The organism is Marinomonas epiphytica, assembly GCF_054780655.1.
This window is the reverse complement of record NZ_BAAGVX010000004.1, coordinates 1-21,732: the sequence shown is the minus strand read 5'-3', so window position 1 is coordinate 21,732 and position 21,732 is coordinate 1. Positions and strand designations below refer to the sequence as shown.

The 21,732-nt window shown below is 44.3% G+C and carries 22 protein-coding genes; 13 read left to right on the top strand and 9 right to left on the bottom strand.

From position 1 onward, the window contains the following. Nucleotides 1-3: 3 nt before the first annotated feature. On the top strand, nt 4-702 hold the full coding sequence (locus ACYVGZ_RS02035) for an aspartate/glutamate racemase family protein (protein WP_460750484.1): 699 nt from the start codon (nt 4-6) through the stop codon (nt 700-702). A gap of 255 nt (nt 703-957) precedes the next feature. Here the strand turns inward: ACYVGZ_RS02035 and cydB are convergent, their stop codons facing one another. Beyond that, complete coding sequence (cydB, locus tag ACYVGZ_RS02030; protein ID WP_460750481.1) at nt 958-1,971, bottom strand: cytochrome d ubiquinol oxidase subunit II; 1,014 nt, start codon at nt 1,969-1,971, stop codon at nt 958-960. Then, nucleotides 1,971-3,377, bottom strand: coding sequence for a cytochrome ubiquinol oxidase subunit I (locus ACYVGZ_RS02025; RefSeq protein ID WP_460750479.1), 1,407 nt, complete (start codon nt 3,375-3,377; stop codon nt 1,971-1,973). Before ACYVGZ_RS02025 ends, cydB begins: the two co-directional genes overlap by 1 nt. Nucleotides 3,378-3,727: 350 nt before the next feature. Here ACYVGZ_RS02025 and ACYVGZ_RS02020 point away from each other — a divergent pair, with 350 nt between their 5' ends. Further along, nucleotides 3,728-5,629 (top strand): ATP-binding protein, encoded by a 1,902-nt coding sequence (locus tag ACYVGZ_RS02020; RefSeq protein ID WP_460750476.1) that lies wholly within the window; start codon nt 3,728-3,730, stop codon nt 5,627-5,629. Continuing rightward, nucleotides 5,619-6,986: a sigma-54-dependent transcriptional regulator gene (locus tag ACYVGZ_RS02015; protein ID WP_460750473.1), complete on the top strand. Its 1,368-nt coding sequence runs from the start codon at nt 5,619-5,621 to the stop codon at nt 6,984-6,986. Before ACYVGZ_RS02020 ends, ACYVGZ_RS02015 begins: the two co-directional genes overlap by 11 nt. Before the next feature lie 144 nt (nt 6,987-7,130). Here the strand turns inward: ACYVGZ_RS02015 and ACYVGZ_RS02010 are convergent, their stop codons facing one another. The 3 genes from ACYVGZ_RS02010 to ACYVGZ_RS02000 are packed head-to-tail and all read right to left on the bottom strand — an operon-like array spanning nt 7,131 to nt 9,290. After that, nucleotides 7,131-8,756 (bottom strand): KAP family P-loop NTPase fold protein, encoded by a 1,626-nt coding sequence (locus tag ACYVGZ_RS02010; RefSeq protein WP_460750471.1) that lies wholly within the window; start codon nt 8,754-8,756, stop codon nt 7,131-7,133. Between the two features lie 28 nt (nt 8,757-8,784). Beyond that, nucleotides 8,785-9,039, bottom strand: a complete 255-nt coding sequence (locus tag ACYVGZ_RS02005; protein WP_460750468.1) for a Txe/YoeB family addiction module toxin — start codon at nt 9,037-9,039, stop codon at nt 8,785-8,787. Continuing rightward, nucleotides 9,036-9,290 (bottom strand): type II toxin-antitoxin system Phd/YefM family antitoxin, encoded by a 255-nt coding sequence (locus tag ACYVGZ_RS02000; RefSeq protein WP_460750465.1) that lies wholly within the window; start codon nt 9,288-9,290, stop codon nt 9,036-9,038. Before ACYVGZ_RS02000 ends, ACYVGZ_RS02005 begins: the two co-directional genes overlap by 4 nt. A gap of 132 nt (nt 9,291-9,422) precedes the next feature. Between ACYVGZ_RS02000 and ACYVGZ_RS01995 the strand changes: the two genes are divergently transcribed. The 3 genes from ACYVGZ_RS01995 to ACYVGZ_RS01985 all read left to right on the top strand — a co-directional run bounded on the left by ACYVGZ_RS01995 (nt 9,423) and on the right by ACYVGZ_RS01985 (nt 10,685). Continuing rightward, on the top strand, nt 9,423-9,635 hold the full coding sequence (locus ACYVGZ_RS01995) for a hypothetical protein (protein ID WP_460750462.1): 213 nt from the start codon (nt 9,423-9,425) through the stop codon (nt 9,633-9,635). A gap of 109 nt (nt 9,636-9,744) precedes the next feature. After that, nucleotides 9,745-10,374, top strand: coding sequence for a glutathione S-transferase (locus ACYVGZ_RS01990; protein WP_460750460.1), 630 nt, complete (start codon nt 9,745-9,747; stop codon nt 10,372-10,374). A 2-nt stretch (nt 10,375-10,376) separates the two neighbouring features. Then, on the top strand, nt 10,377-10,685 hold the full coding sequence (locus ACYVGZ_RS01985; RefSeq protein ID WP_460750457.1) for a DUF1272 domain-containing protein: 309 nt from the start codon (nt 10,377-10,379) through the stop codon (nt 10,683-10,685). A gap of 35 nt (nt 10,686-10,720) precedes the next feature. Here the strand turns inward: ACYVGZ_RS01985 and xseA are convergent, their stop codons facing one another. After that, nucleotides 10,721-12,055 carry an exodeoxyribonuclease VII large subunit gene (gene xseA, locus ACYVGZ_RS01980; protein ID WP_460750454.1) on the bottom strand — a complete coding sequence of 445 codons (1,335 nt, stop codon included), beginning with the start codon at nt 12,053-12,055 and terminating at the stop codon, nt 10,721-10,723. A 93-nt stretch (nt 12,056-12,148) separates the two neighbouring features. On the opposite strand from xseA, the gene guaB reads away from it, so the two are divergent. The 3 genes from guaB (at nt 12,149) to ACYVGZ_RS01965 (ending at nt 17,445) form a co-directional block, all read left to right on the top strand. Then, nucleotides 12,149-13,615 carry an IMP dehydrogenase gene (gene guaB / locus ACYVGZ_RS01975; protein WP_460750451.1) on the top strand — a complete coding sequence of 489 codons (1,467 nt, stop codon included), beginning with the start codon at nt 12,149-12,151 and terminating at the stop codon, nt 13,613-13,615. A gap of 118 nt (nt 13,616-13,733) precedes the next feature. Then, complete coding sequence (guaA, locus tag ACYVGZ_RS01970; protein WP_460750448.1) at nt 13,734-15,311, top strand: glutamine-hydrolyzing GMP synthase; 1,578 nt, start codon at nt 13,734-13,736, stop codon at nt 15,309-15,311. A 283-nt stretch (nt 15,312-15,594) separates the two neighbouring features. Then, complete coding sequence (locus tag ACYVGZ_RS01965; RefSeq protein WP_460750446.1) at nt 15,595-17,445, top strand: hypothetical protein; 1,851 nt, start codon at nt 15,595-15,597, stop codon at nt 17,443-17,445. Between the two features lie 106 nt (nt 17,446-17,551). Here the strand turns inward: ACYVGZ_RS01965 and ACYVGZ_RS01960 are convergent, their stop codons facing one another. Both ACYVGZ_RS01960 and ACYVGZ_RS01955 read right to left on the bottom strand, forming a co-directional pair. Next, nucleotides 17,552-17,812, bottom strand: coding sequence for a DUF4437 domain-containing protein (locus ACYVGZ_RS01960; protein ID WP_460750443.1), 261 nt, complete (start codon nt 17,810-17,812; stop codon nt 17,552-17,554). Beyond that, the gene (locus tag ACYVGZ_RS01955; protein WP_460750440.1) at nt 17,787-18,398 is read right to left on the bottom strand and encodes a DUF4437 domain-containing protein; all 612 of its coding nucleotides are present in this window, start codon (nt 18,396-18,398) and stop codon (nt 17,787-17,789) included. The genes ACYVGZ_RS01960 and ACYVGZ_RS01955 overlap by 26 nt, the downstream gene beginning before the upstream one ends. A 144-nt stretch (nt 18,399-18,542) precedes the next feature. Between ACYVGZ_RS01955 and ACYVGZ_RS01950 the strand changes: the two genes are divergently transcribed. The 3 genes from ACYVGZ_RS01950 to ACYVGZ_RS01940 are packed head-to-tail and all read left to right on the top strand — an operon-like array spanning nt 18,543 to nt 19,536. Next, nucleotides 18,543-18,713 carry a LysR family transcriptional regulator gene (locus ACYVGZ_RS01950; protein ID WP_460750437.1) on the top strand — a complete coding sequence of 57 codons (171 nt, stop codon included), beginning with the start codon at nt 18,543-18,545 and terminating at the stop codon, nt 18,711-18,713. Nucleotides 18,714-18,740: 27 nt separating this feature from the next. Then, nucleotides 18,741-19,214, top strand: a complete 474-nt coding sequence (locus ACYVGZ_RS01945; RefSeq protein ID WP_460750434.1) for a LysR substrate-binding domain-containing protein — start codon at nt 18,741-18,743, stop codon at nt 19,212-19,214. Beyond that, nucleotides 19,189-19,536: a LysR substrate-binding domain-containing protein gene (locus tag ACYVGZ_RS01940; RefSeq protein ID WP_460750431.1), complete on the top strand. Its 348-nt coding sequence runs from the start codon at nt 19,189-19,191 to the stop codon at nt 19,534-19,536. The genes ACYVGZ_RS01945 and ACYVGZ_RS01940 overlap by 26 nt, the downstream gene beginning before the upstream one ends. Here ACYVGZ_RS01940 and ACYVGZ_RS01935 read toward each other — a convergent pair. Then, entirely contained in the window at nt 19,483-20,700 is a 1,218-nt protein-coding gene (locus tag ACYVGZ_RS01935; protein WP_460750429.1) for a tetratricopeptide repeat protein, read from the bottom strand. The genes ACYVGZ_RS01940 and ACYVGZ_RS01935 overlap by 54 nt on opposite strands. A gap of 36 nt (nt 20,701-20,736) precedes the next feature. Here ACYVGZ_RS01935 and sfsA point away from each other — a divergent pair, with 36 nt between their 5' ends. Beyond that, nucleotides 20,737-21,447 carry a DNA/RNA nuclease SfsA gene (sfsA, locus tag ACYVGZ_RS01930; RefSeq protein ID WP_460750426.1) on the top strand — a complete coding sequence of 237 codons (711 nt, stop codon included), beginning with the start codon at nt 20,737-20,739 and terminating at the stop codon, nt 21,445-21,447. Nucleotides 21,448-21,732 lie beyond the last annotated feature (285 nt).

Below are 21,732 nucleotides of genomic sequence, written 5' to 3'. Positions count from 1 at the left end.
GTGATGAAGCAAGTAAATCGAGCAAAATTAGGCATTATCACAGGTTCTGGTCCTGAAGCGGGTGTGGATATGTGGCAAAAGATTCTTGCCGCGAATAAACATATGCTGCAAGGGGCCTTTCAGGGAGACTTAGATGCACCAAGGGTAAGTATTATCTCTGAGCCTCAGCTTGGCCTTTCCATGGAGCTAGAAAAGAACGATGCCATAGTTTGGCAAAATCTAGCAAGGGTGGCGCAACAACTGTCGCAAGAAGTGGATTACTACGCCATTGCCTGTAATACCCTTAACTATTATCAGCCACAACTTGAAGCCTTGGGGTTGGATGCAAAGCTAGTATCTTTCGGTGATGTTCTAAAGCATAAAATACTGGCGGAAGGTTATACTAAAGTCGCTTTATTAGGTTCTGATTCAGTGACCAATCTTGGTATTTGGTCACCCTATAGTCAACTTAAAGAAGTGGTAGAGGTAGAAGTACCTAAGGAAGACAGCGGTTTACACCAACTTATTTATGATGTGAAAACCTACGGCGGCGAACCGGCTGATATAGTGGCGCGTTTTTCTAAGTTGGTGAATGAACTTGATGCCGATGTGGTATTGCTGGCGTGTACTGAGTTACCACTTATTCCGATAAAAACTCAAAAGCAATTGATGGATGTGACGGAGCTGGTGGCTGAAGAAATGGTGGCGTTGTCCTTAGCATAGAACGCTTTTGATAAAGCCTATTTAGCTAGGTTAAGTATGAAAATGAAAAAGGGCGAAGCGAATACTACGCCCTTTTCTTGTGGATAAGGTTTGCGATTACAACCTTACGGTAACACCTTGAAACCAAGTTTAAGTAGGTAGGACATACCAACTAAACTGACAAAACCGAGCAGATACAAGAGCACAAACCATTGCCATGACTTTAGCGACTGGCATTTATTCCGCCATGTTTGGCGCCGAAAGATAGACGGCATGCTAATACCCCTCCTGATAGTCTTCTACTTTTCCTGAGAAAACACGATAGCCCCAAATGGTATAAGCACAAATCAGCGGGACGAAAATACACACGCCAGGTAATAGGAACAGCAAGCTTGAATCTGGCGAAGCGGCGTCCACAAAGGTTAATTGTCTAGGAATGAGGTAGGGAAATAACCCTACAACCAAGCCTGCAAACCCCAACAAGAAAAGAGCTGAAGCACACCAAAAAGGGCGACTTTCCTTGGCGTGATCATGGTGTGGTGTATGCGCATTTAGGTCTTTCCACACATAAATAGCGGCAATCACGGTGAGAGTAGGTAAAGGCGATAAAAATAGTAAGTTGTACCCACTGAACCAGCGTTCACGGATTTCTACTTCATTGATCACTGTCCATAAACTAACGGCAATCATTGCCAAAACGGTTAAGACCAAAAGGCGTTTACCCAAATGCGCCGCATGTTGTTGAATCCTTCCACGGCTCTTCATAAACAAGTAACACGCGGCCAGCAAGGCATACCCTGCCATTACGGCAAAGCCTGTTAAAATAGAAAAGGGTGTTAACCAGTGCAAGCTAGACACACTACTGGTGTCTAACGGTACACCTTGTACCAAAGAGCCTAGCAATAAGCCTTGGCAAAAGGCTGCAATGGCGGAGCCTGAGCTGAAGGCTAAATCCCAATAAGGTCGAGAGGTGTCGGATTTAAAGCGATACTCAAAAGCCACACCACGGAAAATTAAGGCAAACAGCATCAGCATAATGGGCAGGTAAAAAATAGAAAGAATATCACCATAGGCCGCTGGAAACGCCGCAAATAAGATGACGCCACCAAACACTAGCCAGGTTTCATTGCCATCCCAAACGTGTGAAATAGAGCGCATTAAATGGTCTCGTTCGCCATCCTGATTAAACCAGGGGTAGAGAATGCCAATGCCTAGATCAAAGCCGTCTAGTAGGACATACATAAAAATGGCGAAGCCTAAAACGAGGAAATAGAAAAAAGCCAAATCCATTATTGCTCTCCTTCTTTATTCTGTAGTGTCTTAACCCAAGCTAAGGCATACCCTGGAGCTTTCATACCAATTAATTGCTGCTCTAACGCTGCCATACTTGGGGGGCCTTTCTTGATCAACTTCCTCATGAAGTAAAGGTAAACACCAAACAGCAGGGTGTAAATCACCACGAAGGCGATTAAGGTAAATAACACGCGTTCTGCGGGTAGTGGTGACACTATTTCGGATGTGCGGACCAAATCGTAGACGATCCAAGGTTGCCTACCGATTTCCACAACATACCAACCCGCCAGCACCGCAATCACGCCTGCTGGTGTAAATAAGCTGACTAAAGCGAGGAAAGGTTTGTTTTCAAACAAGCGGTCTTTGCGGCGTAATAGTAAAGCCAATACCGCAATGCCAAGCATGCCAAAGCCAATGCCTACCATGATACGAAATGACCAAAACACCAAAGGCACATTTGGTCTGTCTTCAGGTGGAACCGCTTTTAAGCCTTGTACTTCACCATCCCAAGAGTGCGTGAGAATCAAGCTACCAAGGTTGGGAATGCCCACTTCGTAGTCGTTGGATTCGGCTTCCATGTTGGGCATGGCAAATAACAGCAATGGCACATTGGCTTCTTTTTCCGGCCAAATGCCTTCCATAGCTGCAAGTTTAGTGGGTTGATGTTCTTGCACGTTCAAACCGTGCATGTCGCCAACCCAAGCTTGTAAAGGAGTAAGTACTAAAGCGAACCACATGCACATGGATAAGCCTTTCTTAGCGAACGGTATATGCTGTTTTTTCAACAGGTAATATGCACAAATACCTGCCACAACGAAGGTTGCCGTGATAAACGCCGCCATTAACATGTGGGTAAATCGATAGGGCATGGAAGGGTTGAAAATGATCGCCATCCAGCTTTCTACTTCAAACTTGCCATCGACGATTTTGTAGCCCGCGGGTGTTTGCATCCAAGAATTTGCCACTATGATCCAAAAAGCGGAAATCCAAGTGCCGACCATGACCACAATGGTCGAAAAGAAATGCAGTTTACGACCAACGCGTTGCCAACCAAACAGCATAACACCAAGAAAACCTGCTTCCATAAAGAAGGCGGTGAGCACTTCGTATGCCATGAGAGGCCCTAGAATCGCCCCAGTCATTTCAGAGAATTTAGAAAAATTGGTGCCAAATTCATAAGACAAGACAATGCCAGACACCACGCCCATGCCGAAGGTGATGGCAAAAGGCTTGATCCAAAACTTGGCCAATTGAAGGTAGTACGGATTGTGTGTTTTCAGCCACAAGCCTTCCCAGATTGCAATTAAGGTCGCAAGACCAATCGTGATGCTGGGAAAGATGATGTGGAAACTCACCGTAAAGGCGAATTGAATACGAGACAAAATAGCGACGTCGAGATCCATAACCATTCCTAGTAAAAGTTGAACGTTAAAAAGACAATTGATGGTTATTCGTCGTTCTTGATGGCGATGGTGCGCATCTGTTGAAACGCCAAAGGAAAAACTGCCAAGCCCACAATACTAAAAAGCGCGATGGCTTCCGTGAGAAAAAAACTCATGTTCATAATGTCTGCCCCATTAAGAAGTGAAAGGATGATATAGGTCAATGTATTAATAAGGTTTATAGCAAACGAGAGGCCAGTTTATTGATGCTTTTATCTTGTTGATTTTTAAAGAATAAAATTTACCTTTGCGTATATTGTAAAAGAAGTTTACGATTCTGACTTATTTTTGGTGTAAACGAGGTTTACAGTTTGACCCTTTCATTGATGTTTGAAATTGCCATGTTAGTGTCCAGTGTCTGCGGCATATTGGTCGCGGTTTGGCTTTTATGGCGAGCGAAAAAGCAAGGTGATTTACAAGCCTTAGCAGGCTTTGCCATCATGATGGCGATTTGGTGCTTTGGTCACGTTGCCTTGTTTCAAGGTTTTGAAAACCTTGGCATACACATTATTCTTGCCAACCCCCTCATGCCGACCTTCTTCCTGCATTTCGCCATTGTGTTTGTGAACACTGGAGCCGCAAAAGAAGCCATGCTCGACCGACTTCATAAGGCGTTACCTTGGTTTTACGCCATCAGTTCTGCTGTTGTGTTGCATAGCTGGTGGATTGGCGCGGGCGATGCTATAGGTGCATTCGACGCACGTTCTTTTTTCGTTTTTACCGATGCAGGTGCAGGGAATCTTGCGTATACCGTTTTGGTAGGGGTCTTGGCTCACGGGGTTTTACTCTTTGGCTGGTATCGCCATTCGGGCAATAAAAAGCGTTCTATCCTAGCCATGTTTGGGGTGGGCGCTTGGGGCTTGTTGCTAGCCACCAGCTTTGTGTTTCCATCCTTTGGGATGAGTTGGTTTCCTTATCCTATGTTGCTGTTGCCAAGCTATTTGTTACTGCTGGTTTATGGCGTGGTGCGTTATCAAATTCTATCGGTGAATGCGTTTGCGAATCGGGCTTTGCTGTGGCTCGCCATGATGCTGGTGGTTTTGTGTCTGATTGCCGTCATCAGTGTGGTGTCTGGGCGGCTGGGCTTGCAAGCCCTAGCAGACGTTCCAAGCTGGCAATTGTGGCTTTACTCTTTGCTTCTTTTAGTGACGACTGCTGTGATTTACCAGCCTTTGAATCGGTTAATTTCTCGTTTGATTTACCCAGGCGCCATGTTGAATGAGCAAGTGTTGGAAAACTGGTCAAGCCGTTTAAAAGAAGCCCAAGATTGGCCTGCTCTTATTTCTATTGGTGAAGGTCTGTTGTCGGAACAAATTCGTCGCACGGTTCAGATTAAAATGCCGTTTAGTCGCCAAACAACAAAAAGTGATTTGGCTATCACACTGGCACAAGATCAAAACGGTTGGCGTTTTACCTTGATCGGTTGGGAAGACGCCAGCCCGGGAATGCGTTTAACCGCGGAAGTGTTTGCTTCACTTTATGCGAACAACTGTGGCTTGCTGGATCGGTCTCTTGCCTTGGCTGCCGCAGAACGTAAACGACTGGATGAACAGCATCTTGTAGAGCTGGGTGGTCTGTCTGCCGCTATGGCTCATGAATTACGTAATCCGCTTAACATTATTGCTATGGCGGCTCATGAAGCGCCGGAAGAAACACGCCGTTATATTCAAACTCAATTGCAAAGGGCTGATCGCTTGGTCAGTGATATGTTGGTGTACTCCGGCAACTTAATATTGCAACCAAATCTAACGCCCTTGGCCGCTTTGGTGAACAGTGTGTTAGCGCAATCGCAACTAGGTGATACTCAGGTACAGGTCGATATTAAGCCCGAGCTAGAGCTAGAAGTGGATTACCAACGTGTACAACAGGTGTTTATTAACCTGATTGATAACGCAATGTCATTCCTTAGAAATCAAGAGGCAAGTCAGCTTAGTATTTGCGCTCAACAACAAGCTGGGCAGTGTGTGATTCAGGTGCAGAATAATGGCCCAGCGATTGATGATTCATTAGACAGTGAGACCATATTTCAGCCCTTTGTGAGCAAGCGTGCTGGCGGTAGCGGTTTGGGCTTGGCGATTGTGCGCCGAATCATTGATGCTCATGGTGGGCGTATTTATCACCGTACCGATACGGATTGGCCGGTGACCTTTGAAATTGTTTTACCGAATCAACAAACACAAGAGCATAAGCAGGTACAGCAGCATGCAGAATAAAATTTTACTGGTGGATGACGAACCTGCGTTCCGAGAATTGGCTGGACGTTGGTTGGCAAAGCAGGATTACCATGTCAAAGCGGCTGGGAGTTTAGAAGAGGCTCGTGAGGTGATTAGGCACTTTGATGCGGATTTAGTCTTGCTGGATTTATCCATGCCACCGCATTTTGACCCTCAAGTGACGCTAAATGCGATCCCTGAATTTGAAGGGCGTCCAGTCATTATTATTACAGGTAATGCTGAGCGAGAATTGGCCTTGAAAGCCATTGAGTTAGGTGCATGGGATTTCATTGCAAAACCGGTTGATCCAGATCTACTGGCTGTTGTGGTGCGCCGTGCCATTACCAAGACCACCCTAGAACGAGAACTCTCACAACTCAAAAACTCCACACAACAACCCCAAGGCGCAGGGTCTTATATTGGGCACTCCGCAAGTTCACAAAAAATTCGTGCTTTGATTGAGCGCATTGCACCGACCGATGTGCGTGTTTTGGTCACGGGACCATCAGGAACAGGGAAAGAGGTGATTTCACGTACCCTGCACGACTTGAGCCACAGAGCCAGCAAGGCGTTTATCTCGGTTCACTGTGGGGCGATTCCCGCGGACTTATTGGAAAGTGAACTCTTTGGCTACGTAAAAGGCGCCTTTACTGGCGCGGAAAAAGACAAAATAGGCTTGTTGAGCCTTGCGGATGGCGGCACCTTATTCCTTGATGAAATTGGCGAGATGCCCTTGCCTATGCAGGTAAAACTACTTCGAGTATTACAAGAAGGCACCTTTTTTCCTGTGGGCGGGCGAGAGCAAAAACACATCGACATTCGGGTTGTTTCTGCCACCAATGCAGATTTACTAGCTAAAGTAGAAGAGGGCAGTTTTCGGGAAGATCTGTATTACCGAATCAAAGGCGTGAACATTGAAACCCAAGCCTTATCAGAACGCTTGGAAGACATTCCAGTATTGCTGCAAGCCTTTCTTATGAAAATACAAGCACAACAATCTAAAACGCTTGAGCTGACGCCAGAAGTCACTCAATGGTTTCGAGAGCAAACATGGCTTGGCAATGTACGAGAACTGAAAAACACCCTAGAAAGTGCTGCCTCTATTTGCCCTACAGGGCGCATTACTCTGGAAGACATTCAGCTGCTTTACCCTAATGATAAAGCGTTCAGCAAAGCTCAACCGATTAACGGTTTACCCATAAACGACGCAACACTTGATGAGCAAGTACGAGATTTAGAAATACGACTCATACAAAACGCCTTAGAAACTCACCAAGGAAACCGCACCCAAGCCGCCAAACAACTCGGTATTTCACGGCAAGGGTTGATCAAGAAAATAGAAAGATATGGGTTGTGATTAAGTTTGGGTTGCTAGAAAGGCGCGTTTGATTTGGTGGGCTAGAAAGGAACATAGCACGTTCGCTCCACGCGCAAGCGCGAAAAGTCGCTGAACTGTGCTTTGTTCCTGTCTAGTCAAGTGTTTGTTTTTAAAGGCACATACTTAAATGTTATCTGAATTGCCATCGATCCAATCTAAAGCAGAAGCTAGTTCGACGTAGTCTTGGTATTGGAAAGGTGTAATATCAGTGTATTTTTCCATATCGTATAGGTGTTTAAAATAGTTAATGGCAATATCAGAATCGGAGGATAAGTCTTCTAGAGACTCCATGAAATTATGGAAAGATTGTTTTATAGGTGAGCGGTCTTCGAATTGTAGATCTAAAAAGCTAACAGGCTCATTCATGTCGAAATGTGATGAGAATATCTCTGTCAAGTATGATGTAAATGACGTTTGAAAGACTTTGTTGTCAAAATAGTAAAGTGATCCCCCGAATTGCTTAAAGTTTATTTCAACTAAGATATTAGACTGATATTTATCGAATCGCTTGTTTAGATATGTCGTTAATTTTTCTTCGACCTTTTCTTCAAATGATTCAGAAACGATTCTCAAAAACTGCTCACTATCTTCTTCGTAAAAACATAATAAGGTCGTTAGCATCAAAATATCGATTTTAGAGTTTTTAGGCATGTTGGATAGCGTGGCGATAACTCGATCTGCTATTTGGATGGCCGTTCTTGGTGGCATTTTAAACGCATCTAAAATCACAGAAATATTTCGCAAAGTTGCTTTGCCATCAGGGTTGGGCGGCAGAATATTTATGCCTTTTTCTTCAAGAAATTTACCTGATAATTTCGTGTGATCAACATGGACTTCTAGGAAGCTTTTTAAGTCTGGTGCTTTTAAACTGAAACGGCTGTTAAAGAATCGACCAAGATAAAGTCGAGCATCAAAACCTTCACCATAAATCGCTTTCACCGCGTGTTGTAGTTGCTCCGTATCAGTCGCTACAACAAAGACAATGCCTTCGATATCGAAAATATGCTTAATGGTTTCCAGCATTTCTACTGCATAACTTGGACGACAGCGGTCTAACTCATCGATGAAAATAAAGGCAGGATATTGAAGCTTTTTACGTTTAGTGACTATTTTTATCCATTGTTTGATATTTCCTTTTAAATCATTGATAGCGACAGATTTTGCATCGTGTTCATCAATAAGGTGTTTCACCATGCTTGATGCCATTGCACTCATGTCCATTGGTTCGCCATCAGCACCTTTAACTTTCCCTAATTCATCACCGTCCTCTGCTTGCATCACTGCAACTGGATCAATATCAAAGTAACGTTTAGCAACACTTCTTGCGAACCCGGGAGCAGCGGCTTTTAGTAAACCAATTATTTTGTTGGATACTTTTATGACGTTATCGCCTTCTTTAACTCCAGCTTGCTCTCTAAGCTGTTTTATTACAGAAGAAATCACCGTCATCAATGGATCATCAGAATAGTCTTGTTGCCATGCATCGATATACACGACAGGGAAATAAGGCTTTAAATCTTCTGACCAACGCTTTAAGAAATAGGTTTTCCCAGAACCCCATTCGGAGTTGAGATTCAGCACATAGTTACGTTTATTTTCGCCATCTTTTTGGGTTGGGCCATTAGCTTGACCGACTAAAAACTGTGTTAGGAACTGTGCGTACCTTTCACGGCCTAACGTGTCTTTCGGGAAGGTTTCATCGTCTATTGTTTTAGGTTTAGACCAATCTAGAGTGAATTCTTCAGACACGTTATTGCTTCCTTTTATTAACGTTATTTCAGTAGTGATATCGACACTGAACAATGTAGATAGTATTGCCTTCGACGTTATAAACTAATCGATGTTCTCTATCTATTCGTCTTGACCAATAGCCTGACCAGTTATGTTTTAAAGGTTCAGGATCACCTAATCCTTCAAAGGGTTGACGAGTCACATCCTTGATTAGCGAGTTAATTCGCTTTAGTGTTTTTTTATCTTTTTGTTGCCAATAAAGATAGTCGCTCCATGCGTTCTCAGCCCAAGATAAAATCATTCTTCAATTAATTCCCTTATCTGTGTTTTTCCTGCTTCCACTTCTGCAATCGCATCATTTAAACGAGAGGCATTTTTAGGGCTGGCCATCAGGTAAGCCGTTTCTTCATACGCCTGAAAGTCTTCTAAACTTATGACTACTGCAGGCTTTCCGCCTTGGCGTGTGATGATGACAGGTTTGTGATCGTCGTTGACCTTGTCGAGCGTGCGCGCAAGATTTGTTCGAAATGCTGAATAACTTAAAGTATCCATAATATACTCCTTTCAATAAGTACTTATTATTGTACTTGTACTTGTTGTTGTACGCAACATGGGGGGTATTGTCGAGTTTAAATTTAATCAAAAGAGACAATAACACAGTTCAGCGACTTCTCGAGCTGGCGCGTGGAGCGAACTTGTTTGTACCTCTATGGAGAATCTGCCCTAGAAAAAAGCCGATCCGTCGGGTTAGGTAGCTGTGTTGTAAAAGCGGTTCTTGCAGAGGAGGTGATGGCTGGGCTTGGTATCGCGAATTTACCCAGAGTGCTGGTGGAGAAAGAGTTAACTAGCAAAGAGGTTGTAGAAATCTTCATTGAGTATTTAAAAAGTGCGGGTTAGTCCTTTTTGTCTAATTTGTGATAAAAAGTCTGTAGAAGCATTGCTTAATTAGGTTGTTGGCCGTTTTATTATTGAGTGTTATATAGCAGCCACTAAATAAGGAATTGATATGACTGACGCATTGAGTTTATTGGTGGGCACGGAATCTACTTGGTCATTAAGGGCGTGGATTTGTGGGCGATTGGCGCAATTGCCTTTTGAAACTCAGGTAGTGGATTTAACTCAGCCGGACTATAAGTCCAAGTTGCTAAGCTTATCCCCTGCCGGTTTGGTACCGGTGCTGAGTGTTGGTGATCATAAAATACATGATTCGCTGTCCATCGCTGAGTATTTTAATGAAAACTCAGAGGGCAAACTTTACCCATCAGACCCAATTAAAAGAGCAATGGCACGCAGTTTGTGCGCTGAGATGCATGCAGGTTTTATGGGTCTTAGAAGTCAATGCGGCTTTACTTTAGAACCTGTGCCTAAGGTTGATTTAGACGATTCTTTAGCCCATGAAGTGCAGCGTGTGGAACAGATTTTTTCTCAAGCGGAAGGGGACTTTATGTTCTCTAGTGCTGGCGCTGTCGATGCTTTCTATGGCATTTTGGCGTTTCGGCTAAATCATTATGGTATTACCCTGAGTGGAGCCGCAGGTGAATACCAACAGTCCTTGTTGAACTGGCCTTTATTGCAAGAAGCAATAGAGGAGGCAAAAGGCTGGTGGTCCCTAGTGAATGATGAAAATGGAGAGTAAAAATGCTGTCTATACGTCCAAACTGCGAAGTGTGTGATAAAGATTTACCTGCAGATTCAACGCAAGCTTTTATTTGTAGCTACGAATGTACTTTTTGCCAAAGTTGCGTGGAATCCATATTAAGTAATGTGTGCCCTAACTGCGGGGGCGGTTTAGTGCCACGGCCTATTCGACCAAGCAAAGATCATCGGTCTGGTGTGAGCTTACAGCATCAGCTCCCCTCGAAAGATAGAGTGAATACGGCTTACAGTGAAGAGGAGCTCAAAGCGTTTGCCGAGACACTTAAGCATATTCCCCCTCAGTTAAGATAGTTCTTTGTTGACCGATTGGTTAGTGAATAAGGCGGCTATTTGACTTCACAGTGGATTTGGCCGTCTTGAACTCTTAGGGTTAATTGATCACCTTTTTCAACGTCGTCTTTTGAACGAATAACTTGCTCAGCTTTAGTCGGAATAGCGTAGCCTCTTGAAAGAATATTCAATGGGCTCACTAGGTTCAGTTTGTCTACTATGCCTGCAAATTGACTCTGTTTTTGCTTTAGATGATTGTTTAAAGCACTGGCTAAGCGTTTTTCATATTCCGTGACGAGTTGGCGCTTTTGAGGCAGCGACGAAGAAGGCGCATTCAATGTCATGCGGTGTTCTAGGTGCTGAGCCTGAATCTTATGTTTTTCTAAAAGGTTATTAATTGCTTTTTCTAAGCCCTGTTTAAGCTGGTTGAGCTGGCCTTGTTGCTGCTCAATGCGCTCTTTAGGGTGGCGAATGCGCTTTATTAAAAAGTCTAACTGTTGTTGCCCTTGTTGTAGTCTGCGCTCTGTGTAATAGCAAAGTTGTTTAGTTTGATGAGCAAGCAGCCGATCGAGCTGTTGGCTGTCTGGGCTGAGCAGTTCTGCTGCAGCAGTTGGGGTAGGCGCTCGTACATCGGCTACAAAGTCTGCAATGGTGAAGTCGGTTTCGTGGCCGACGGCAGCAACAATAGGCGTTTTACAGTTGAAAATTGCGCGAGCTAATGCTTCGTCGTTAAAGCTCCATAAATCCTCTAAAGAACCACCACCTCGGCCAATAATAATGGCATCGAAATGATTGCTAACGTCTGCTCTTTGCAGCTGTGTTATTAGGTTGTTTGCCGCATCTTGCCCTTGCACTAAAGATGGCAGAATTGTTAATTCAGTCAGAGGGAATCGGCGTCGGAAGGTGATCACCATATCACGTATCGCAGCGCCTACAGGAGAAGTAATAATGGCAATACGTTCAGGGCGGTCTGGTAAGGCTTGTTTGTGTTCTGCTGCGAATAAGCCTTCTAGTTGTAGGTTCGCTTTTAGCCTTTCGTAGGCTTGTTGCAATGCCCCTTCGCCTGCGCTTTCCATGCTTTCTACGCCTAGTTGGCAGTCACCGCGTGGGCCGTAAAAAGTCACTCGGGCGCGAAGTCGAACTTTGTCGCCATTTTTAGGCTGAAAGCGCACGGCCATGTTGCGATTTTTAAACATGGTGCAGCGGATTTGGGCTTTGTCATCTTTAAGAGAAAAGTACCAATGGCCCGAAGCAGGTTTTGCTAAATTTGAGATTTCACCTTCAACAAGAATCCAAGGTAAGCTTGCTTCTAAAAGTTGCTGAATTTGGCGATTAAGTTGTGAAACAGTAAAAGCGGTTTCGGTTTGGCCTGTTGTTGTAAAATTTTTCATCAATCTCTCGTGGTTTTGATTTACCGAAGCCATCTAATGAAGTAGAATTACTTGCCATCTTAACACCCTAGTTGGCATTGGAAACTCCCCATTATGTTACGAATCGTGCAAGAAGCTTTAACGTTTGATGACGTATTGCTCATCCCCGGCTATTCCGAAGTTCTACCTAAGGATGTTAGCCTTAAAACGAAAATCACTAAAGACATTGAGCTGAATATTCCGCTAATTTCTTCAGCGATGGACACTGTGACCGAACACCGTATGGCAATTGCGTTAGCGCAAGAAGGCGGTATGGGTATTATTCACAAAAACCTAACAGTTGAAGAGCAAGCTGCTGAAGTGCGCAAGGTTAAGCGTTACGAAAGTGGTATTGTTCGTGATCTTGTTACTATTGGCCCAGATGCAAGCATCGAGGAGCTAATGGCATTGACTTCAGAAAACAGCATTTCTAGTGTTCCGGTTGTAGAAGGCAAAGACCTAGTGGGTATTGTCACTAGCCGTGATGTTCGCTTTGTGAAAGATTTTGATAAAAGCGTAGCAGACATTATGACGCCAAAAGAGCGCTTAGTTACTGCTTTAGAAGGCGCTTCTGCTGGTTCTATTCGTAAACTCCTGCACGAAAACCGTATTGAAAAAGTACTGATTGTTAATGATCAGTTTGAACTGCGCGGTATGGTAACGGTAACTGACTTTAATAAAGCGAAGACCTTCCCTAATGCTTGTAAAGATCAAGAAGGTCGTTTGCGTGTTGGTGCTGCTGTTGGTACTGGGGCTGATACAGAAGAGCGTGTTAAAGCCTTGTCTGACGCAGGTGTAGATGTAGTGGTGGTAGACACCGCTCACGGCCACTCTAAAGGCGTTATTGACCGCGTTCGCTGGGTCAAAGAAAACTTCCCACACATTCAAGTTATCGGCGGTAATATCGCTACCGCGGAAGCGGCCATTGCGCTTGCTGATGCTGGTGCAGATGGCGTGAAAGTTGGTATCGGTCCTGGTTCTATCTGTACGACTCGTATCGTTGCGGGTGTAGGCGTACCGCAAATTAGTGCCGTGGCAAATGTTGCTGAAGCCATGAACCCTCGCGGAGTACCTGTTATTGCGGACGGTGGTATTCGCTTCTCTGGTGACATCAGTAAAGCGATTGCGGCTGGTGCGAGTGTGATCATGGTTGGTGGCCTATTGGCTGGTACCGATGAAGCACCGGGTGAAGTTGTGCTCTTCCAAGGCCGTTCCTTTAAGTCTTACCGTGGTATGGGGTCTTTGGGTGCTATGTCTCAGGCACAAGGTTCCAGCGATCGCTACTTCCAAGACTCTAGCAGTGTAGAAAAATTGGTTCCAGAAGGTATTGAAGGTCGTGTACCTTCAAAAGGCCCAATGGTATCCGTGATCCATCAGCTAATGGGCGGCGTACGTTCTTCCATGGGCTATACTGGTTCTGCGGATATTGAGACCATGCGTACGAAAACGCAGTTCTCACAAATTACTGGTGCAGGGATGCGTGAAAGTCATGTTCATGATGTGACCATCACGAAAGAAGCACCGAATTATCACGTAGGTTAGCCTACCGATAATTAAACAATAAGATGGGGCGATGTTATCGCCCCATCTTTATTTTCATGATTAATGCTAACTCTTACTAACTACTCTTACGGGTTAAGAGTAAAAGGACTGACTAACAATGTCGCAAGATATCCACGCTCATAAAATTCTTATTCTTGATTTTGGTTCTCAGTACACCCAATTGATTGCTCGTCGAGTGCGTGAAATAGGGGTTTACTGTGAAGTTCGTGCTTTTGATATGGAAGATCAAGAGGTGATTGATTTTGCTCCTAAGGGGATTATCTTAGCGGGCGGTCCTGAATCAGTTCCTGAGCCGGGTTCTCCTCGTGCACCAGCCGCTGTATTTACTCTAGGCGTGCCTGTTTTGGGTATCTGTTACGGCATGCAAACTATGGCCGAGCAGTTAGGTGGTAAAGTGCAGGGTTCTGAGTTGCGCGAATTCGGTTATGCGCAGATCCGTAAGCACGATGGTCCATCTCTGTTTGAAGGGATTGAAGATCATGTTGCCAACAACGGCGTATCTAAACTGGATGTTTGGATGAGCCATGGTGACAAAGTAGTTGAAATGCCAGAAGATTTCACCCTAATGGCCTCTACAGAAAGCTGCCCTATTGCGGCTATGGCAAACGAAGCAAAACGCTTCTATGGTGTGCAGTTCCACCCAGAAGTTACTCACACTTTGCAGGGTGGTAAAATTCTATCTCGCTTTGTTGTGGATATCTGTACGTGTGACACTCTTTGGACGCCTGCTAACATTGCCACCGATGCCATTGAGCGTATGCGTGAGCAAGTGGGCGACAAACAAGTGCTATTGGCCTTGTCTGGCGGTGTGGACTCTTCTGTTGTGGCAGCGTTGTTACATAAAGCGATTGGCAATCAGTTGACCTGTGTTTTCGTTGATAACGGCTTGTTGCGTTTGAACGAAGGCGACCAAGTTATGAAAATGTTTGCTGACAACATGGGCGTAAAAGTGATCCGTGTTGATGCTGAAGACCTATTCCTGGGTAAATTGGCTGGTGAAGCTGACCCAGAGAAGAAACGTAAGATCATTGGTAACACCTTCATTGAAATCTTCGACGAAGAGTCTTCTAAATTAGACGGCATCGATTTCTTGGCGCAAGGTACTATCTACCCAGATGTTATCGAGTCTGCCGCGTCTAAAACGGGCAAAGCTCATGTGATTAAGTCTCACCATAACGTGGGTGGCTTGCCTGAAGACATGAAAATGGAATTGGTTGAACCGCTTCGCGAATTGTTTAAAGATGAAGTGCGTAAGCTGGGTGTTGCCTTAGGTTTACCGCACGATATGGTTTACCGTCATCCATTCCCTGGGCCGGGCCTAGGTGTTCGTATTCTTGGTGAAGTGAAAAAAGACTACGCCGACATTCTTCGCCGTGCTGATGCTATCTTCATTGAAGAACTTCGTCGTGCTGGCTGGTATGAAAAAACGAGCCAAGCCTTTGCGGTATTCTTACCTGTGAAATCGGTTGGTGTTGTTGGTGATGGCCGTCGCTATGAATACGTGGTGGCACTGCGTGCTGTAGAAACCATCGACTTCATGACTGCTCGCTGGGCCCACCTACCTTATGAGCTACTAGAAATCGTATCTGGTCGTATTATCAACGAGATCGAAAACATCTCGCGCGTGACTTACGACGTGTCTTCTAAGCCACCGGCAACGATAGAGTGGGAATAATTCAGCGTTAGGTAACACCTTGCACTGAACAGCAATAAACACACTAAAGCCCGCTATCTAGCGGGCTTTTTGTTGTGTTCTTGAAAATTCAACAATAACCCTCAATACCACACTTCATAGAATAGACTCGCTCAAAATTGACAGTCACTGTGAATTATTTATAGTTTTAGAAAATCTTGGATGTGATCGACTGTCGCTATTCTCTTACCGTGCTTGGTGGTTTGTTGTACACGATTGTTTTGGTAATTTGTCGGCTTTTTTAATAAGGCGCAGGGGCGGAGCAATGTTAAGCAGTGTGTTTAAAGTAATGGCTTTGGCGAGTGTGTTGGTACTTTTAGGCTGCGTGGGGCAGGTAAAGGATAATTCAGCAGCGCAGCAGTCCATCTTGCAAGATGGTCGTGCTGCCGTGCAGGAGGTGGTGCGTCAAGCGGCACCTTGGCGTGACAATGAAATTGCCGTGGCTGGTGAAGCGGATATCTATATATCATCTGCAAATGGCTTAAAAAGGTATTTTTGGCCGTTTGCTGTGCGGATTTATCAGGCTGGCCCTTCGTTGGTTTCCCAGTTAGCGATCGCCACCACGCCAGATCAACTGTCTTCAGTGGTGGCGGCGAGTGGTTATCTTAATAAGCCATATTTACACCTTCGTTGGTCTAAAAAGTACCCGTTTACTTTGGCTGAAATCCTGCCAGAAGATGGGCGCTTAGTAACAACCGACTCTGGTCCAGTCACCTTATTTCCCGCAATGTGGTCTGCTCGCTTAAGTGATGATCACCTGAATAATATGGTACTCAGCAATGGCAGTCTTAATACTCGATCAAGTGTTCCTGTTGCTATTGATCAATTGATAGCGGAAGGCAAAGTAGCAATAGAGCAAGGCTTTCGTACTGTGCCTGCTATTAAACTGAATATTTCGAGTTTGATCCAGCACAGTATTGAGCGTGAGTTAGAAACTGGTCTGTATATTGTGGGAGAGCAAGCTTATGAAGCGGCCGATGGTTTAGAAGCTGGCTATAACGCTGAAATATTGGAGTTAATGCAAAGTAAAGGGCAATTGTATCGAGTGTTTCAGCAAGCTCATGCTATTGCGCATCGTTATGCTGCGAATTATCTGTTGAAAGAGCAATGTGGCGATGCCCCTATTGGTGGTGAGTCTTCTATTTTTGGGCAATTGGCTCGCGGTCGCACGGCTTCACAATTTGAGTCTGCGCAATCAGTGTTGAATCGTGTGGAGGCGTATTATGCCTGTGCGGAAAATGTTAGAACTCAATTGGAGCCGGTTGCTTACGAGAAGGCTTGGCAAGAAATTACGCCGCTAATCGCAGAATACGCCAAGCTTGGTGGCGAAATGAAATACTACTATGGCGACACGCTAAATATTCATGGAATGGGCTTTGCTCATCCTAATGATGCTGAAATGCCGATTGATATGGCCCTTGCCAAATTAGCCGGCGAAGATTTTAGTAGTGATCGTCAAAAGCTTGCAGAACAACAAGCCAATACTCGTGCGCTTGAACGCCACAAAGCACGTCAACAGCAAATAGCCAAGCGTACTCAGCAATATCGTCAAGCTATGTTAAATAGTGTGGTCAGTGATTTTCAAAAAGATATAACTCAAGCAGCGGAAAATATACTGACGACGCCGTCTGTGGTGACTGATACTGCTGTCACAAATCAGGCGAGTGCGGTTGGTAATCGTACTATGTTTATGGTGGTTGACCCTTCTTTAACGTCAGATCAATGCCGTCAGCACGGGCCCTTTAATACGCGAGGTTCAAATGACCCAGCAGTAAATTGTCAGTTTGTTCGTAATATGAATGTCTATATATTGCAGCAACTTGATAATTGTCAGCACTTTGATGGAGGTATGGCTGAGGGCAGTGTGCGTGAATTAGCGGTGTTTCGTATCGATGGTATGGTTGAACGTAGCGCCACTGAGTTAGAGCAACTGGCGAAAACATCTGCTTATGCGCCTTATGGAGCGAAAGCTTCTCTATTAGGTACGTTAACAGCGGCTCAGGATAAATTCTCGAAGATGGCTGAGGTTCGCCCCGGTGTTGCAACCTACTATAGTAGTCACCAGCAAATGGATGTGGTGGCACGTGAAGAGGGTTGTAATGGCGTGCGCATATAGTTTCTATCTAAAGCTGTAATTGCTTTGAGGTCACTGTAGAGGGGGCTATAAAAAACACCCTCAGTGTTTTTCATCTAGGATAAAAAAACATTCGAGGGCCAAGTGCTTAAGGAAAGAGTTGTGCCGCTAGGACTGATCGACCCGATATGGGCTGTTGGTGCGAATATAAATAGTAGTGCTTTGATTGCCAGTGTTTTTTTAATTGGTGAGTGAATTCGCCTGTTGATTCAACGTAGCTACCGGGGGGGAGTTTTGTTGAATTCTGGTCTTTGGACTGATATGTCATCTGGCCTGCAATTACAACGGCGCGAAACTCGCTAGCTTGTGTCGTTATTTTGCCATTAAATCCTGCTGGTAGTTTCACCATAGAACCTCCCATTGAGGCTGTGCTCCCCCCATACAAAGGTAGATTGAACCCCTTCCGCGTTAATATTGTGGAGGTCGTTCTTATTCAACCAAACAATATTATCAGTGTGTAAGTTTAAAGGGCACTCACCGTTATCAAACTTTTCAGCTGAAGGTTGTACTAAATATGGGCCAGAATCAATTTCAAGATAAATCAGGTTGTTTTCACCATTGGCAGCAGTTGTGTGATCTTCACCAGCAGGCTGAGTCCAAAACGAGCCTTGTGGCATCCACATTTTTGTAGCATTAGGGGCATCATTATGCATTAACCCATCAATAACAATGCCGCGATAAGTAATGTTGTGTATGTGTGGTGGTGATTCGAACCCTTTATTAAATCGTACTAGCATACCTGTTGCCGTATCGCTGGTTCGTCTCTCCCATAAGTCAGCCGCACCTGGGCTTAGTTTTCCGCGTAGTGGGTTCAGATATCCCCATTCAATGTTGTCAGCGGCGACTACTTTTGATGTTGGTTGTGCTCCGTAGCTGGTAGCTGTTAGGAGGCTCGCAGTTAACGCAAATGCGGTTAGTGTCAAATGTTTTGTCATGCAAATGATCCGTTAGTGAATATGCTGGGCATTCTAGAGAGGGTAAAGGTTGAGATAAACCAGCATTAGCGGGAAAGATCTTTGCTAATATGTGGATAATTAAAGGTTGACATAATATTGCTGTGAAGATTTTTAGAGGGTGTTATGAGGGTTGGTGATTTACAGGTGTTTTTAACTGTGGCTGAGCTTGGCTCCATTACTGCCACAGGGAAACAATTAAACTTAAGTTCTTCTGCGGCAAGTATTGCTATTAAGCGGTTAGAACAAAATTTAGGTACAGAGTTATTCGTGCGAACTACTCGCCAACTTCGATAGACACCAGAGGGCGAACGCTTTTTGCCCATGTGCCAACAAGCCCTAGACTTTTTGAAACAGGGCCAAATGGAGATCCATGAAGAGCAACAATCGGTAAAAAGTGAAGTTAAAATGGCCATGTCTTCAGAAATGGGGCGCAACCTGATGAGGCTGTTACTAAACGATTTTATGACTGCTCACCCTTCTGTAAGTTTAATCTTGCATGTGAGTGATAGCCGAGTAGACTTTTTTCGTGACGGTGTTGATGTTGCTATTAGAGCAATGAGCCAAGAAGCAGCGCAAGAGTCAAATTTATATGGCTTTAAAATTTGTAATATACCTCATGTGGTTTGTGTCTCGCCTGAGTATCTTAAACGGCACCCAACTCCAACAAATATAGAGGAATTACAAAACCATAATGCTCTTTTGTATAAGCTTTACGACTCGATTCATGATACTTGGTATTTTGAAAAGGGTAAGGGGGGGCAAAGCGAAAATGAGCAGCGACCGGGCAGTGAATGACGGTGATATAGTAAGAAAGTGGTGCTTGGATGGTGTTGGTGTTGCTAAAAAGTCGATTATTGATGTAGCAGAAGATCTTCTTGCAGGTCGCTTGGTTCGTATAATGCCAGATTATAAAGTACCATTAACTCAATTGTGGATGGCATTGCCAAGTCGCCAATTAATAACTCCGGCAGTTAGGCTTTTACAAACAGAGTTAAAGAAACGAATTTTGGGATTACGTGATCAAGTGATTGAGAAAAGAATTTTAACTACAGAGGAGTGGCCACTAGACAGATTTCAGCAGTTGCAAGCAAGGCAGCTGGTTAATCCAAGCTTGTAAGCGTTTTGTTTGTTCTTCTTGTTGTGTGCTGAAAACATCTTGGCCAACATGGAAATTAGAATGTTTTGGGGGCTCAGTTGGCCAAGGTTTGGCAAATTGGCGATCATAATACCTATCGTGAATCAGACAGTTGCTATAAACAAGAGGCCAAACACAATCACGCAGGAACCATTGGTCAATATTGGGTGTTTCTGCCATGCCTGATTGATATTGGTTAATAGCTCGGGTCAGATCTGGTAATTTTCCTCCTTTACCACCCCACATTCCCGCAAGAATTAAATCAGTATGAGTCCACCAATCACGCATAATGTGAAAATCTTTACCCGAGATGAGCCAGTCATTTACTGCACTGACTTCACGTAGGTTAACAACCGAATCTGTATCTCGAACCAAAAAAAGGCGTACCTTCGGATCATTGGCCACTTTAAAGCGCCAACTTAATTTTTGCCTCAGGCTTTGCCCGTCTTTTTCATGTATTACCTGAGCTCCCAGTGCGCTAATAGCTTTGGTAAACTCGCTTGGAACGCTTGAATCGATATAAAACCGGCAGATCCAGTTTGGATAAAGGTGTTGGCAAGCAAGTAAATTGTCTAGAGCACCGCGTAAATATCGGGCTTGGTTCCCCCAGAGCGAGAAGCTAATAATATCCTGCTGAGGCCGTTGTGGGGTAAGAGGGGGTTGTGTGTTTTGGTTGTTTTCTTGAAACGTAGGGTGTTTTGAATGATTATCAAGACTGAGGTCGTGTTTCAATTTAAGAGACTGTTTTCCAGCGGTTTTTGCTTCAGTCCATTGTTTAAGGCCTCTGTAAGAACTGGCTAGTAAATCTTGGCATAAAAAATCTTTGTTAATGACTCCATCAGGAAGAGAGGCTAGAAGTTCGACGGCTGCTTGGTATTGATGTGAGCGGCTTAAGCAAACGGCATAGTTTTTAATGAGCTCAAAGTTGTCTGGGGCTTTTTGATAAGCTTGATCAAACACGGTGCAGGCCGAGCGGTAATCCTGTATTAAGAAAAAATAATAGGCCAACTGTATTAAATACGCCGTTGGTTTGTTATTTGGAGCTTGGTTAAGTGCAGCAATAAGGGTTTGTATGGCATCGATTTGATGGCCATTTTGCCAAATAGTATGGGCACTTTGGTGCCAATCTTTATGAGGGTGTGACATCCTTGAACCTAATAATCAAACACAATGAGATCGATCGTGGATTTTCCGAACTTATTACTTTCAGGCCGTCTTATCAAGCGTTATAAAAGATTCTTAGCAGATATTGAGCTGGATACTGGCGAGGTTATTACCGCTCACTGTCCTAATACAGGGTCAATGAAGCGCTGCCAACAAGAGAATGCCCGTGTATGGGTTTCTAAAAGTGACAACCCCAAGCGTAAGCTGGCATACACTTGGGAGTTGGTTGAAGTAGATCAGCAATACCTTGCCTGTATCAATACTGGCTACCCAAATAAATTAGTGGGTGAAGCCATCAAAAATGGTGTCATCAAAGAGCTGAAAGGTTATCAATCCATGAAAGCTGAAGTGAAATACGGTGAAAAGAGTCGTATTGATTGGTGGTTAGCCAACGATGATGAGCAATGTTTTGTAGAGGTTAAGAACGTCACCCTCTTGGAAGAAGGAAATCATGGTTTTTTTCCAGATGCCGTCACAGATAGGGGGCGTAAGCATCTATTGGAAATGGCGGCCATGGTTAAGCAGGGTCATCGTGCAGTTCTAGTATTCTGTGTAAGTCATACTGGTATTGAAGAAGTTGCTCCAGCGGGCTATGTCGATGAAAAATATGCTCGTACTTTTGAGCAAGTCATTGAGCAGGGCGTTGAAGTGCTTGCCTATCGAGTAGATATCACGACTCAAGGGATGAAAATAAGTCATTCGGTTCCTGTTCGCGCTCCTAAATATTGATTACAAAGTGCATTTAACATTGCCTTTTTCAATGGCAAATAATTAATTTAATAAAAAGTTAAAAAAGTACTTGCACTAAATCTTTAGATCCTTAATATACGCCCTCGCTGACACGGACAGGGCTTCAACCTCTCACAGAGATTGAGTCGCTTAAGTGGCACGGCAACGCTCTTTAAAATAGATAATCAGATAATTTGTGTGGGCGCTCGCTGGAGGCTTCAAAAAATATTGAAGTCTTACGAGACGTCTAACACGTCAATTCGCTTTATTAAGTAAATTGTTAGT

Bases quoted from the DNA above. Each gene is read 5' to 3' on its own strand.
- ACYVGZ_RS01955 (WP_460750440.1), bottom strand. From the start codon at position 18,398: ATGACAAAACATTTGACACTAACCGCATTTGCGTTAACTGCGAGCCTC.
- ACYVGZ_RS01935 (WP_460750429.1), bottom strand. From the start codon at position 20,700: ATGTCACACCCTCATAAAGATTGGCACCAAAGTGCCCATACTATTTGG.
- ACYVGZ_RS02035 (WP_460750484.1), top strand. From the start codon at position 4: ATGAAGCAAGTAAATCGAGCAAAATTAGGCATTATCACAGGTTCTGGT.
- ACYVGZ_RS01990 (WP_460750460.1), top strand. From the start codon at position 9,745: ATGACTGACGCATTGAGTTTATTGGTGGGCACGGAATCTACTTGGTCA.
- ACYVGZ_RS02005 (WP_460750468.1), bottom strand. From the start codon at position 9,039: ATGATTTTATCTTGGGCTGAGAACGCATGGAGCGACTATCTTTATTGG.
- xseA (WP_460750454.1), bottom strand. From the start codon at position 12,055: ATGAAAAATTTTACAACAACAGGCCAAACCGAAACCGCTTTTACTGTT.
- guaB (WP_460750451.1), top strand. From the start codon at position 12,149: ATGTTACGAATCGTGCAAGAAGCTTTAACGTTTGATGACGTATTGCTC.
- ACYVGZ_RS01985 (WP_460750457.1), top strand. From the start codon at position 10,377: ATGCTGTCTATACGTCCAAACTGCGAAGTGTGTGATAAAGATTTACCT.
- ACYVGZ_RS01950 (WP_460750437.1), top strand. From the start codon at position 18,543: ATGAGGGTTGGTGATTTACAGGTGTTTTTAACTGTGGCTGAGCTTGGC.
- guaA (WP_460750448.1), top strand. From the start codon at position 13,734: ATGTCGCAAGATATCCACGCTCATAAAATTCTTATTCTTGATTTTGGT.
- ACYVGZ_RS01940 (WP_460750431.1), top strand. From the start codon at position 19,189: ATGAGCAGCGACCGGGCAGTGAATGACGGTGATATAGTAAGAAAGTGG.
- ACYVGZ_RS02015 (WP_460750473.1), top strand. From the start codon at position 5,619: ATGCAGAATAAAATTTTACTGGTGGATGACGAACCTGCGTTCCGAGAA.
- ACYVGZ_RS01960 (WP_460750443.1), bottom strand. From the start codon at position 17,812: ATGGTGAAACTACCAGCAGGATTTAATGGCAAAATAACGACACAAGCT.
- ACYVGZ_RS01945 (WP_460750434.1), top strand. From the start codon at position 18,741: ATGTGCCAACAAGCCCTAGACTTTTTGAAACAGGGCCAAATGGAGATC.
- ACYVGZ_RS01965 (WP_460750446.1), top strand. From the start codon at position 15,595: ATGTTAAGCAGTGTGTTTAAAGTAATGGCTTTGGCGAGTGTGTTGGTA.
- ACYVGZ_RS02000 (WP_460750465.1), bottom strand. From the start codon at position 9,290: ATGGATACTTTAAGTTATTCAGCATTTCGAACAAATCTTGCGCGCACG.
- ACYVGZ_RS02025 (WP_460750479.1), bottom strand. From the start codon at position 3,377: ATGGATCTCGACGTCGCTATTTTGTCTCGTATTCAATTCGCCTTTACG.
- cydB (WP_460750481.1), bottom strand. From the start codon at position 1,971: ATGGATTTGGCTTTTTTCTATTTCCTCGTTTTAGGCTTCGCCATTTTT.